Consider the following 12895-nt stretch of genomic DNA (forward strand, 5'->3'; position numbering starts at 1 on the left):
CGCACTGTGACGGAGGGCGATGCAGATGAAGACCAAGGGCGCGATCCTGTGGGGTCTCGACGAGCCGTGGTCGGTGGAGGAAATCGAGATCGGTGACCCGGTCGCGGGTGAGGTGCAGATCCGCATGGAGGCGGCGGGCATGTGCCACTCGGACCACCACATCGTGACGGGAGCGACGCCCATGCCGTCCTTCCCGGTGATGGGCGGGCACGAAGGGGCCGGCGTCATCACGAAGGTCGGAGACGGCGTCGTGGGCCTCGAGGTCGGCGATCACGTCGTCCTTTCCTTCATTCCGGCGTGCGGGCGCTGCCCGTCGTGCGCCACCGGCCACTCGAACCTGTGCGATCTCGGCGCCGGGCTGCTCAGCGGGATGGCGATCTCCGACGGCACCTACCGGATCCACGCGCGCGGACAGCACGTGATTCCGATGTGCCTGCTCGGCACCTTCTCGCCCTACATGACGGTCAACCAGACTCAGGTCGTCAAGATCGACAAGGACGTCCCGTTCGAGCTGGCCGCCCTCGTGGGCTGCGGCGTGCCCACCGGCTGGGGATCGGCCACCCACGTCGCCGACGTCAAGCCCGGTGAGGCCGTCGCCGTGATCGGCGTGGGGGGCGTGGGAATGAGTGCGCTGCAGGGCGCCGTCGTCTCCGGAGCACGGCAGATCTTCGCGATCGACCCCGTGCCGTGGAAGCGTGAGCAGGCCCTGAAGTTCGGCGCGACCCACGCCTACCCGTCGATGGCCGAGGCGCTCATGCCGATCATGGAGACCACGTGGGGACGCATGGCGGACAAGACGATCATCACCGTGGGCGAGATGCGCGGTGAGTACGTCGAGGAGGCTCTGCAGCTGACGGCGAAGAACGGCCGCTGCGTGGTCACCGCGATGGGGCACATGACGGACATGGACGTGAAGCTGAACGCGTTCCTGTTCGCGATGCTGCAGAAGGATCTGCAGGGCAACATCTTCGGCGGCTGCAATGCGCGGGTCGATATTCCGAACCTGCTCGCGATGTACAAGGCCGGACACCTCAACCTCGCGGACATGGTCACCCGGACGTACACCCTCGAGCAGGTCAACGACGGCTACCAGGACATGCTCGACGGGAAGAACATCCGCGGCGTCATCCGGTACACCGACGCCGATCGGTGATTCCGCGGCCACCGGTGCCGTCTTCTAGGCTGGGTACGTGAACAGCCTCGACGCGATCTCCGACTGGCCTGTCGACCACGCCGCCGCCGCGGTTCTCACCCGCGCCGGCGGTGTCGTCGCAGAGCACGGCGACCAGTTGCGGCTCTACCGTCTCGCATCGGTCACCAAGCCGCTCGTCGCCTACGCGGTCCTCGTCGCCGTCGAGGAGGGCGCGCTCGAGCTCGATCAGCCCGCCGGCCCGTCGGGGTCGACCGTCCGCCATCTGCTGGCGCACGCTTCGGGACTGGCTTTCGACGAACGCACGGCGCAAACGGAGCCCGGCCGCAAACGGATCTACTCGAGCGCGGGCTTCGAGATCCTCGCGGAGCTCGTCGAGGGTGAGACGGGCATCCCGTTTCCCGAATACCTCACCCAGGCCGTCTTCGAGCCGCTCGGCATGCGGGAGTCGTCGCTGCCGGGACCTGCCGGGCACGGAGGGCAGTCGTCGCTCGCCGACCTGACCCACTTCGCCGCGGAACTGCTCGCGCCCCGTCTGGTGTCGGCGCAGACCCTCGAGGAGGCCACCCGGGTGCAGTTCCCCGGTCTCGACGGGATCGTGCCCGGATACGGGATGCACAAGCCCAACGACTGGGGGCTCGGTGTCGAGATCCGCGGCCGGAAGGACCCGCACTGGACCGGTTCGGCCAATTCGCCCGAAACGTACGGGCACTTCGGTCAGTCCGGTACATTCCTGTGGGTCGATCCCCGCGCGGAGATCGCGTGTGTCGTGCTGACGGACAGGGCTTTCGGCGACTGGGCGAAACCACGGTGGCCCGCTCTCTCGGACGACGTTCTCACCCAATTCTCAAATTCCTCATCCGTTCTCTAGCGAAACAGGAGTAACACAGGCAGACTGTCCCCTGTCGCCACGCGCGACCGCTTCGATCTCAGGCCGTTGGGGAAGACGTCCCTCGTCGAAGTGGAGGTGTGTAGTGCGTGCGTCGAACCAGTTCGCGGATGCGACGACCGGGGTGGTCTACATCCACTCGTCGCCTGCTGCGGTCTGCCCGCATATCGAATGGGCACTGGCCGCCACCCTCGATTGCCGTCCGGACCTCTCCTGGATCGGTCAACCGGTCGACGTCGGACAACTACGCACCACTGTGAACTGGGCGGGTCCCGTGGGGACCGCCGCACGCCTCGTCGACGCCCTCCGGGTGTGGCCGATGATCCGCTTCGAGATCACCGAGGACCCCAGCGACGGCGTCGACGGCGAGCGCTACAGTCACGTGCCCGGACTGGGACTGTGGCGGGGCAACACGAGCGCGAACGGGGACGTCGTGGTCGGCGAGATGCGGCTGCGGTCACTGCTCGCCGGCGGCAGCAACCTCGTCGAGGAGCTGAACCGGGTGCTGGGTACGGCCTGGGACGAGGCCCTCGAGCCCTACCGCAGCGGCGGCGAGGGTGCCGAGGTGACCTGGCTGCGCCGGAACGTGGGATAGGCCGCTACGCGGCCGGTGCGTCCTTCGGGCTGCTGGGACAACCCAAAGGACGCACCGGCGGCGCAGCCGTCTACAGCGGGATGTTCTTGTGCCGGCCACGACGCGCCGGAGCCGCCGCGAGCGCCTGAGCAAGCGTGCTGCGGGTCGTCGCCGGATCGATGAGTTCGTCGACGACACCGATCGACATCGCCCGGCCGACGCCGCCGGCGATCGCCTCGTGCTCGGCAGCGAGACGGTCGTGCAGGGCTTCGCGTTCCTCCTCCGGTGCCGCGGCCAGAGCCCGCTTGTGCAGGATCCCCACCGCGGCCTTGGCACCCATCACGGCGACCTCGGCATCAGGCCAGGCGAACACGGCGGTCGCACCCAGTGCCCGGGAGTTCATCGCGATGTAGGCGCCGCCGTAGATCTTCCGGGTCACCAGCGTCACGCGGGGCACCTCGGACTCGGCGAAGGCATGCAGCAGCTTCGCGCCGCGACGGACGACACCCTCCCATTCCTGGCTGACGCCGGGCAGGTAGCCGGGCACGTCGACGACGACGACGAGAGGGACACCGAACGCATTGCACAGGCGCACGAAGCGCGCGGACTTCTCGGCGCTGACGGAATCCAGGCAGCCACCGAGGCGCAATGGGTTGTTCGCGATGACGCCGACGGTGCGGCCGCCGAGACGGCCGAAACCGGTGACGACGCTGCGGGCCCATCCGCCCTGCAGCTCCTCGAAGCTGGACTCGCCCTCGACGTTGTCGAGCAGCTCGTGCAGGATCGGGCGGACATCGTAGGCGCGGCGCGGGGATTCGGGCAGCAGCGCCCGCAGGTCGGTGTCGCCGCGACGGGCGGCGTCGAGGTCGAACTCGCCCTGTTCGGCGAGCATCGACACGAGGCGCCGGGCTCGGTGCAGGGCGTCGTCCTCGTCGTGGGCGGCGATGTGCGCGACGCCCGACTTCTTGGTGTGGGTGTCCGGACCGCCGAGGGATTCCATGTCGACCTGCTCACCGGTGACGCTGCGCACCACGTCGGGGCCGGTGACGAAGATGCGGGCTTCGGGCGCCATGATGACGATGTCGGTGAGCGCCGGTCCGTAGGCGGCGCCGCCCGCCGCGAACCCGAGGACGACGGAGATCTGGGGGATCCGGCCGGAGGCGCGGACCATCGCCTCGAAGATCAAGCCGACCGCGTGCAGGGAGTCGACGCCCTCGGCGAGCCGGGCACCGCCCGAATGCCACAACCCGACGATCGGGATGTCCTGCTCGAGGGCGGTGTCGATGGCGTCGACGATGTGCTTGCAGCCGTCCACGCCCATGGCGCCACCCATCACGGTGGCGTCGGAGCAGTACGCGACGGTCCGGACACCGTCGATGGAACCGATCGCGGCGAGCATGCCGGACTTGTCCCGGGGGTGCAGCAGGCTCAGGGTGCCCGCGTCGAACAGCCGCTCGAGCCGCCGGAGCGGATCGCGGGGGTCGACGGCGGCGTCGCGCGTCTGAGCAGGTTCCAGGACGGTCATCGCGTTCTCCTCGGACAAGGCAAGAGCGGGGGATGGGCGCCGGGGGTGGGGATCTCGTGACGAGATCCCCACCCCGACGGCGAGCGAAGTCCGGTCGGGTCAGGCCCGGCCGAACGCGAGCGCAACGTTGTGCCCACCGAAACCGAACGAGTTGTTCAGCGCGAAATCGATCTGGCCGTATCGGGCTTCGCCCTTCACGACGTCGAGATCGATCTCTGGATCCTGGCTGTCCACGTTGAGCGTGGGCGGGATGACCCCGTCCCGCAGGCTCAGGACCGTCAGGACCGCTTCCAGCGCACCGACCGCACCGATGGAATGCCCGAGGGCACCCTTCGGTGCGTAGACCGCGGCATGGTTGCCGACCGCGGCATTGATCGCCTTCGCCTCGGCGATGTCACCGATGGGCGTGGCCGTGGCATGCGCGTTGACGAATCCGATGTCGGCCGGCGCGAGGCCGGCGCCGCGGAGGGCCTTCGTCATGGCGCGTGCCGCGCCGGTCCCCTCGGGATCGGGCGCCACGATGTGGAATCCGTCCGAGGTGATGCCGGCGCCGAGCAGGCGGGCGTGGATGGTGGCGCCGCGAGCCTTGGCGTGTTCCTCGGTCTCGAGCACCATCAGCGCGCCGGCCTCGCCGAAGACGAAACCGTCGCGGTCCTTGTCGAACGGACGCGACGCCCCACGCGGATCGTCGTTGCGGGTGCTCAGTGCCCGCATCATGGCGAAGCTGGCGGTGGCAACCGCGTCGAGCTGGCCCTCGACGCCACCGGCGACGACGATGTCGGCGTCGCCCATCGCGATCATCCGGTAGGCGTGGGCGATGGCCTCGTTGCCGGACGAGCAGGCGGACACCGGCGTCATCACGCCGGCCTTCGCGCCGAGTTCGAGACCCACGGTCGCCGACGGGCCGTTCGGCATGACCATCTGCACGGCGAACGGAGACACCTTGCGGTAGCCGTCGCTGCGCAGCTTGTCGACCGCGTCGATGAGCGCTTCGCCACCACCGAGACCGGTGCCGACGACGACGCCGAGGCGTTCGCGGTCGACCTCCGGGCTGCCGGCATTCGCCCACACGGTGCGGCCGAGGTTGAGCGCGAGCCGCTCGACGAAGCTCATCCGGCGGATCTCGACGCGCGAGAGGGTTTCGTCGGGGCTCGTCTTGAGCTTGCCGCCGATGCGAACCGGCAGGTCGAACTCGTCGACGAATCCGGTCAGCGTGTCGATCCCGCTCTCACCGGCGAGCAGGCCCTTCCACGTGGCATCCACGTCACCTGCGATCGATGTCGTGGCCGCGAGGCTGGTGACGACGACGTTGGGAAATGTCCCTGTGCGGGGAGAGGCGGAAGTCACGGCTGGGCTCACTCGTTGTCGTTCGTGGCCTGGACGCCCTCGGCCTCGAGCTTCTGGATGTAGGCGACGGCGTCACCGACGGTGCGCAGGCTCGCGAGGTCCTCGTCGGGGATCTTCACGCCGTACTTGTCCTCGGTCTGCACGGCGATCTCCACCATGGACAGGGAGTCGATGTCGAGATCGTCGACGAACGACTTCTCGACGGTCACCTCGGAGGGCTCGATGCCGGTGACCTCTTCGATGATCTCCGCGAGACCGGCGATGATTTCTTCCTGGGTGGCGGCCACGTCGTGGCTCCCTTCTTCGTTTCGTCTTGCTGTGATCGGACCGGGTGGAGGGTTCCGCCCGGATTCCGGGTGCCCGTCGAGGGCAGGTCCCGTACTGCGCGACGCGCGCGCAGCAAACTAACCGACTCTGATCGATTCGGCCAGCGCTGAGATGTCCTCAGGGGTCTGGAGTGCCGTGGTCGGCGTGCCGCGCATCTCACGCTTGGCAATGCCGACCAGGGTGCCGGCCGGGGGAAGCTCCACGACCGCCGAGACCTCGGCCCCGCGCAGGGTCGCGGTGCACAGGTCCCAGCGCACCGGTCGGGTGACCTGTGCGGCAAGCTTGGTCAGTGCGTCCGCTCCGGAGGCGACGGGCGCCCCGTCGGAGTTGGACAGCAGTGTGCGGGTCGGATCGCTGGGGACGATCTTCGCCGCGGCCTCGGCGACGGCTTCCTGGGCCGGGGCCATGAACGCGGTGTGGAAGGCCCCGGCGACCGGAAGGGGCCGGATCCGGGCCTTCACCGGAGCATTCGCCGCGAGCTCCTCGAGCGCTGTGAGGCGGCCGGCGGCGACGATCTGGCCGGCGGCGTTCACGTTCGCCGGCGTCAGGTCCAGCTCGGCCAGCCGCGCGAGCACCTCGTCCTCCCGGCCGCCGAGCACGGCCGACATGCCGGTCGGCTCGAGCGCGCACGCCCGGGCCATCTCGGCGCCGCGGACGGCAGCGAGCATGACCGCGTCGTCCGCGCTGATGACGCCGGCGATGGCTGCGGCGGCGAGCTCACCGACCGAGTGCCCGGCGACGATCGTGTCGTCCGGGACGAGGCCGCGGGACTCGAGCTCCTCGTAGGCGAGCAGTGCCGTCGCGACGACCAGCGGCTGGGTCACCGCGGTATCGGTGATCTCCTCGGCCGTCGCCGTGGTGCCGAGGCGTTCGAGGTCGAGGCCTGAGACCTTCGACCACAACTGGACGCGATCGCGGGCGCCGGTCTGCTCCAACCAGGAGGCGAGCATGCCGGGTTTCTGGGACCCCTGACCGGGGGCGAGCAGCGAAATCACGATGATCAGGGAACACCCTGGGGACACCCCTGCGAGATGTCGGTAGGGATGAACTCTCGGGTGCAGTTTTGTAGGGTTCCAACAAAACTGCACGTCGGCGTTCACCATCGACGAAGTGCCGCCCCCTGTTACGCGCCCGGTTCGCGCAATGTGAAACGGGAGACAGGTGGGACTGGAGTCCGCAATTCGTTATGACTTCGAGCCAACCTTCCCACGGTGGCCGCTATCCGCAACACGTACGCATCACGGGGATTCGTCGGGTCCCGGCCGGTGACTTCTGTGATGCGCTTGAGTCGGTACCGCACGGTATTTGGATGAACAAACAGCTGTCGGGCGCAGGTCTCGACAGCACCCCCACAGTCGAGGTATGCGTCGAGGGTGTCGGCCAGCGCCACACCCGCCTCGGTGAGCGGAGCCACCACCTCGTCCTCGAGGGCGGCGATCGCTCCCGCGTCGCCGAGCAGGGCCCGCTCCGGCAGCAGCTCCGCCGCATGCACCGGCCGCGGCGCACCCCGCCAGCCGGCCACCGCTTCCATCCCGGCCATCGCCTCGACCGCCGAGGCATGCGCCGACGCGAGGGTGGGCGTGGTGGGACCGATCACCACCGGATCGTCGGAGAAGCTGCGCATCAGCTCGGACCGGAACGTCATCGCCTCGATGCTCCCGTGCAGCTCGCCGCTGACCACCATCACGAGCCGCTCACCCTGCACCACCGCCAGCGCCGCCCGGCCGTGCTGCTGCGCGATCGAGTGCACGGTCGTCACGACCGACACCCCCTCGTTCGGCGGGGGTGTACCGATGATCACGGTGGCCGGCGCCGTCGCATCCCAGTTCAGCGTCGCGGCGCGCGAAAGCATGTCCGAACCGGTGTCGCCACGGACCACCGCGTCGACGACCAGGGCCTCGAGGCGGGTGTCCCAGGCACCGCGGGACTCCGCTGCGCTCGCGTACACCGAGGCCGCGGCGAATCCGAGTTCCCGGCCGTAGCGCAGCGTCGCCTCGGTGAGCGCGACGAGCTGCTGCTCGTTGCGTGCCAGGGCCGGCAGCCACTGCTCGAAGAACTCCATGGCTGCGCGGACCATGTCCACGGTCTGGCGCAACGTCAGCCGCCGCGCCAGGTCCTGCGGGATCACCTGGAACGCGTCCAAGCTGAACCGCAGATCGCTGTCGGGATTGCGCACCCATTCCAGGAAGTCGACGACCGCCGTCTGGATGATCAGCTGCACGTTGGACCGCTGCGACGCGTCGAGATCGGCGAAGAACGGCAACTGCTCCTGCATGGAGTGCACGGCCTCGGTGGACAGCCGTCCGGAGAACTGCTTGACCCGACGAAGGAGCGCATCGGGCAGGGGATCTCGCTCAGGCCGCGCCGGCGGCACCGGACGCCCCGTAGGGACGCCCGGTGCGCGCTTCGGACGCGGCTCTGCGGGTTCTGCGACCATGGGACGAAACTACGCCCGCGGCCCGTCGCCCGCGGCAGAGCGGTTCGGATCAGGCCACGCCGGGATCCGAGGTCTGCTCCGGTGCGGCCGCCACGTCGTCGATCCGGTATCGCTGGGCGGCCTCGACCGCTTGCGCGCGATCGACAGCGCCGTCCCGGCCGAGGGCGGCGAGCACCGCGACCACCGTGGACTCCGCGTCGATGTTGAAGAACCGGCGCGTGGCGGGGCGGGTGTCGGAGAACCCGAACCCGTCGGCGCCGAGGGTGGTGTAGTCGCCCGGTACCCACTGCCGGATCTGGTCCGGTACGGCACGCATCCAGTCGGAGACGGCCACGAACGGCCCGGCGGCGTCGGCCAGGACCTTGGCCACGTACGGCGTCGGAGCGTCGGCGCCCGGGTCGAGCAGCGCCTGCCGCTCGCATTCGACGCCGTCGCGGCGCAGCTCGCCCCACGAGGTCACCGACCACACGTCTGCGGCCACGCCCCATTCGTCGGCGAGCATCTCCTGAGCCCGCAACGCCTCGGGCATGAGCACCCCGGAGGCGAGGATCTGCGCCTTCGGCCCGGCGCCCTCACCGCGGCGGTACAGGTAGATGCCCTTGAGCAGGCCCTCGACGTCGAGGTTCTCCGGCTCGGCCGGCTGCACGTACGGCTCGTTGTAGAGGGTGATGTAGTAGAAGACGTTCTCGCCACCGAACCCGTCGACGCCCTCCGTGCCGCCGTACATACGGCGCAGACCGTCCTTGACGATGTGCGCGAGCTCGTAGGAGAACGCAGGATCGTAGGACACCACCGCCGGGTTCGTCGACGCCAGCAGCAACGAATGCCCGTCGGCGTGCTGCAGACCCTCGCCGGTGAGGGTGGTGCGGCCGGCCGTCGCGCCGAGCACGAATCCGCGGGCCATCTGGTCCGCCGCCGCCCACAGGCCGTCGCCGGTGCGCTGGAAGCCGAACATCGAGTAGAAGATGTACAGCGGGATCATCGGCAGCCCGTGCGTGGCGTACGAGGTGCCGACAGCGGTGAAGGAGGCGGTGGACCCGGCCTCGTTGATGCCCTCGTGCAGGATCTGCCCGGCGACGCTCTCCTTGTAGGCGAGCATCAACTCGGCGTCGACCGACGTGTACAGCTGGCCGTTGCGGTTGTAGATCTTCAGCGACGGGAACCACGAGTCCATACCGAACGTGCGGGCCTCGTCCGGGATGATCGGCACGATGCGCGGGCCGATCTCCTTGTCGCGCAGCAGCTCCTTCATGATGCGCACCAACGCCATGGTGGTGGCCACCTGCTGCTTGCCGGACCCCTTGCGGACCACCTCGTAGGTCTTGTCCCCGGGCAGCGGCAGCGGAGCATCGGCGGTGCGACGTTCGGGCAGGAACCCGCCGAGCGCGCGGCGCCGCTCGAGCATGTACTGGATCTCCGGCGAGTCGTTGCCCGGGTGGTAGTACGGCGGCATCTTCGGGTTCGCCTCGAGTTCGGCGTCCGAGATCGGGATGCGCTGCAGATCGCGGAAGTACTTGAGGTCGTCGAGCGTGAGCTTCTTCATCTGGTGCGTGGCGTTGCGGCCCTCGAAGTGCTTACCGAGGGTGTATCCCTTGATCGTGTGCGCCAGGATCACCGTCGGCTGACCCTTGTGCGCCATGGCCGCGGCGTACGCCGCGTAGATCTTGCGGTAGTCGTGGCCGCCGCGCTTGAGATTCCAGATCTCCTGATCGCTGAGGTTCTTGACCAGCTCCTTCGTGCGCGGATCACGGCCGAAGAAGTGCTCACGGACGAACGCGCCGTCGTTGGCCTTGTAGGTCTGGTAGTCGCCGTCCGGGGTCACGTTCATCAGATTGACGAGCGCGCCGTCCTTGTCGGCGTGCAGCAGGGTGTCCCACTCCCGGCCCCAGACCACCTTGATGACGTTCCAGCCGGCTCCCCGGAAGAACGACTCCAGCTCCTGGATGATCTTGCCGTTGCCGCGGACCGGGCCGTCCAGGCGCTGCAGATTGCAGTTGACCACGAACGTGAGGTTGTCCAGACCCTCGGTCGCCGCGACGTGCGCGAGACCCCGCGACTCCGGTTCGTCCATCTCACCGTCGCCGAGGAACGCCCACACGTGCTGGTCGGAGGTGTCCTTCAAGCCGCGATCGTGCAGGTAGTGGTTGAACCGCGCCTGGTAGATCGCGTTCATCGGCCCGAGGCCCATCGACACCGTCGGGAACTCCCAGAAATCGGGCAGCAGCCGCGGGTGCGGGTAGGACGGCAGGCCGCCGCCCTGGTCGGCGTGGCTGGCCTCCTGGCGGAACCCGTCGAGTTGCTCGGCCGGGATGCGGCCCTCGAGGTAGGCGCGAGCGTAGATGCCGGGGGAGGCGTGCCCCTGGATGAAGATCTGGTCACCGCCGCCGGGGTGGTCCTTACCGCGGAAGAAGTGGTTGAAGCCCACCTCGTACAGTGCCGCGGAGGACGCATAGGTGGAGATGTGGCCGCCGACGCCGATACCGGGACGCTGTGCGCGGTGCACCATGATCGCGGCGTTCCACCGGATGAAGGCGCGGTAGCGGCGCTCGACCTCCTCGTCGCCGGGGAACCACGGCTCGTTCTCGGTCGGGATGGTGTTCACATAGTCGGTCGAGGTGAGGGCCGGGATGGACACACGGCGTTCGCCGGCGCGCTCGAGCAGGCGCAGCATCAGGTACCGGGCACGCGCAGGACCGGCGGACTCGAGCAGCCCGTCGAAGGACTCGAGCCACTCCGTGGTCTCGGCCGGGTCTATGTCCGGCAGGTAGGAGGCCACGCCCTCGCGGATGACCCGCACGCGGCCGTCGGTGGCCCCGGTGGTGTTCGGCGAGGATCCCGCTTCCGAGGCGCCCGGTGTGGCGGCGCTCGTCGAGGAATCGGGCTCGTGGATCAGGTCTGTCAACGTCTGCTCCTCATCGTGGTGGGGCGCGCAGGTGTGGCGCCCGCTCCGTAGGGCCGGCTCTTGTGGGAGCCGACTCATCGACATCTGAACGAGATGCACTGCTCATCTTCCCCCATCCCGCGGTAGGAGGCATCCCCCCGGGTGTACAACGCGCGCAGGGCGGGTATCCGGACGGTTCGGGTCCGCGCGGCGGGTCGGCAGTGTGACGCTTCTCGCGGTAACGTCCCCGGAAGATTCTCGAGAATTTCCGTGCGGTTCGGCTTGCGTTGAGCTCCCCGAGGATGTTCGCTTTGAAAAATCGCTCATGACATCCGGTACGCGGCAAGCCCGCGGCCACAACCGAAGGAGGACACCACCGTGGTCGCCGCGGCGGACGCCCAGAACTACGTTCAGAAGCTCGGTATCTCCCACGACCAGGTGGTTCAGGAACTCGGTTGGGACGAGGACACGGACGACGACCTGCGGGCCGCCGTCGAGGACACGATCGGATCGGACCTGCTCGACGAGGAATCCGACGAGGTCGTCGACGTGGTGCTGCTCTGGTGGCGCGACAGCGACGGAGACCTCGTCGACGCCCTGATGGATGCGATCGGCCCGCTCGCCGACGAGGGCGTCGTCTGGGTGCTGACGCCGAAGACCGGGCGTCCGGACCATGTCGAGCCCAGCGAGATCGCCGAATCGGCGACGACCGCCGGCCTGACCCAGACCTCGACCGCCAATCTCGGCGACTGGGTGGGCAGCCGGCTGGTGCAGCCGAAGGCCGCCCGCACCAAGCGCTGAGCACACCGCTCAGTTCCGCCACCGAAGTAAGGACGACCGACGCAATGGCGATCGAGGTGGGTGCCCAGGCGCCCGATTTCACACTGAAGGACCAGAACAACCAGGAAGTGACGCTGTCGAGCTTCCGTGGGAAGAAGAACGTGCTGCTCGTGTTCTACCCGCTGGCGTTCACCGGTGTCTGCCAGGGCGAGCTGTGCGCCGTGCGGGACGACCTGCCGACCTACGAGAACGACGACACCGCGATCGTCGCGGTGTCGGTGGGGGCCTCGCCCACGCACAAGATCTGGGCCGCCGAGCAGGGTTACACGTTCCCGCTGCTGTCCGATTTCTGGCCGCACGGTGCCGTCGCCCAGGCCTACGACGTGTTCAACGAGAAGCTCGGTTTCGCCAACCGCGGCACCTTCGTCGTCGACAAGGACGGCATCATCCGGTTCGCCGAGGAGAATCAGCCCGGCGAACCCCGTGACCAGGGCGCTTGGGTGCGAGCGCTGGCCGCGCTAAAGTCCTGAGACGAGATCTGGCGGCGTGAGCCGCCGGATCTGCGGGCGTGTAGCTCAGTGGTAGAGCTCTGGTTTTACACACCAGCGGTCGGGGGTTCGAAACCCTCCGCGCCCACCAGGAATGTGGCGGTGAGAGACCTGTTCAGGGCTTTGTGGCCCGCCGGATGATGCCCTCGCTGCCCACGTCTTGCCCACACTCGTTACCGCTCGGGCTTCCGGCAGAACGGTAGCTACCGCCTCCAAGTCGTCGAAGAGATCGGCGTAGACGTCGAGCGTCGTCGCCGCGCTCGCGTGTCCGAGCATCCGCTGAACCGCCTTTGACGTTCACGCTCGCCGGTATGGCTCGACTTGCCGCTGTATGCCGGAGGTCGTGAGGCGTGACGCGGGGGGACGTCGGCGGCGGCCTTGTCGAACCAGGACGCCTCACTCTGACCGCGGGACGCTCGAGTACCGCCCTTCGCAAC

The 12895-nt window shown here is 68.6% G+C and carries 11 protein-coding genes, 1 tRNA gene and 1 pseudogene; 6 read left to right on the forward strand and 7 right to left on the reverse strand.

Going from position 1 to position 12895, the window contains the following annotated elements; genetic code table 11:
* The first annotated feature begins 25 nt into the window (after nt 1-25).
* From QYS60_RS03935 to QYS60_RS03945, 3 genes are all read left to right on the forward strand, one after another.
* Nucleotides 26-1153, forward strand: coding sequence for an NDMA-dependent alcohol dehydrogenase (locus QYS60_RS03935; protein ID WP_371382509.1), 1128 nt, complete (start codon nt 26-28; stop codon nt 1151-1153).
* A gap of 37 nt (nt 1154-1190) precedes the next feature.
* A complete protein-coding gene (locus QYS60_RS03940; RefSeq protein WP_003937069.1) occupies nt 1191-2021 on the forward strand; it encodes a serine hydrolase in 831 nt (276 codons plus the stop codon).
* A gap of 103 nt (nt 2022-2124) precedes the next feature.
* Nucleotides 2125-2634: a DUF3145 domain-containing protein gene (locus QYS60_RS03945; protein WP_371382489.1), complete on the forward strand. Its 510-nt coding sequence runs from the start codon at nt 2125-2127 to the stop codon at nt 2632-2634.
* 70 nt (nt 2635-2704) lie between these two features.
* On the opposite strand, the gene QYS60_RS03950 is transcribed toward QYS60_RS03945, so the two are convergent.
* From QYS60_RS03950 to aceE, 6 genes are all read right to left on the reverse strand, one after another.
* A complete protein-coding gene (locus tag QYS60_RS03950; RefSeq protein WP_289382094.1) occupies nt 2705-4138 on the reverse strand; it encodes an acyl-CoA carboxylase subunit beta in 1434 nt (477 codons plus the stop codon).
* Nucleotides 4139-4237: 99 nt separating this feature from the next.
* A complete protein-coding gene (locus QYS60_RS03955) occupies nt 4238-5485 on the reverse strand; it encodes a KasA/KasB family beta-ketoacyl-ACP synthase (RefSeq protein ID WP_003937072.1) in 1248 nt (415 codons plus the stop codon).
* A gap of 8 nt (nt 5486-5493) precedes the next feature.
* The gene (gene acpM, locus QYS60_RS03960; protein ID WP_003937073.1) at nt 5494-5772 is read right to left on the reverse strand and encodes a meromycolate extension acyl carrier protein AcpM; all 279 of its coding nucleotides are present in this window, start codon (nt 5770-5772) and stop codon (nt 5494-5496) included.
* A 117-nt stretch (nt 5773-5889) separates the two neighbouring features.
* Complete coding sequence (locus QYS60_RS03965) at nt 5890-6807, reverse strand: ACP S-malonyltransferase (RefSeq protein WP_371382490.1); 918 nt, start codon at nt 6805-6807, stop codon at nt 5890-5892.
* Nucleotides 6808-6935: 128 nt separating this feature from the next.
* Nucleotides 6936-8249, reverse strand: a complete 1314-nt coding sequence (locus QYS60_RS03970; protein ID WP_238586446.1) for a CdaR family transcriptional regulator — start codon at nt 8247-8249, stop codon at nt 6936-6938.
* Between the two features lie 49 nt (nt 8250-8298).
* Entirely contained in the window at nt 8299-11151 is a 2853-nt protein-coding gene (aceE, locus tag QYS60_RS03975; protein ID WP_040782636.1) for a pyruvate dehydrogenase (acetyl-transferring), homodimeric type, read from the reverse strand.
* A gap of 357 nt (nt 11152-11508) precedes the next feature.
* Between aceE and QYS60_RS03980 the strand changes: the two genes are divergently transcribed.
* The 3 genes from QYS60_RS03980 (at nt 11509) to QYS60_RS03990 (ending at nt 12549) form a co-directional block, all read left to right on the forward strand.
* Nucleotides 11509-11931 (forward strand): DUF3052 domain-containing protein, encoded by a 423-nt coding sequence (locus tag QYS60_RS03980; protein WP_003937077.1) that lies wholly within the window; start codon nt 11509-11511, stop codon nt 11929-11931.
* Nucleotides 11932-11975: 44 nt separating this feature from the next.
* The gene (locus QYS60_RS03985; protein ID WP_003937078.1) at nt 11976-12440 is read left to right on the forward strand and encodes a peroxiredoxin; all 465 of its coding nucleotides are present in this window, start codon (nt 11976-11978) and stop codon (nt 12438-12440) included.
* Between the two features lie 34 nt (nt 12441-12474).
* Nucleotides 12475-12549 (forward strand) — tRNA-Val (locus tag QYS60_RS03990).
* 59 nt (nt 12550-12608) lie between these two features.
* Here the strand turns inward: QYS60_RS03990 and QYS60_RS03995 are convergent.
* Nucleotides 12609-12819 (reverse strand): annotated as a pseudogene (locus QYS60_RS03995) (tyrosine-type recombinase/integrase); the annotation flags it as partial.
* Nucleotides 12820-12895: the final 76 nt, after the last annotated feature.

This window comes from Rhodococcus sp. GXMU-t2271 (genome assembly GCF_041414735.1).
Taxonomy (GTDB): Bacteria; Actinomycetota; Actinomycetes; order Mycobacteriales; family Mycobacteriaceae; genus Rhodococcus; species Rhodococcus indonesiensis.

What these genes read in the sequence shown, in the direction of transcription:
- QYS60_RS03935 (WP_371382509.1), top strand. Translation starts at nt 26, where the DNA reads ATGAAGACCAAGGGCGCGATCCTGTGGGGTCTCGACGAGCCGTGGTCG.
- QYS60_RS03950 (WP_289382094.1), bottom strand. Translation starts at nt 4,138, where the DNA reads ATGACCGTCCTGGAACCTGCTCAGACGCGCGACGCCGCCGTCGACCCC.
- QYS60_RS03970 (WP_238586446.1), bottom strand. Translation starts at nt 8,249, where the DNA reads ATGGTCGCAGAACCCGCAGAGCCGCGTCCGAAGCGCGCACCGGGCGTC.
- QYS60_RS03985 (WP_003937078.1), top strand. Translation starts at nt 11,976, where the DNA reads ATGGCGATCGAGGTGGGTGCCCAGGCGCCCGATTTCACACTGAAGGAC.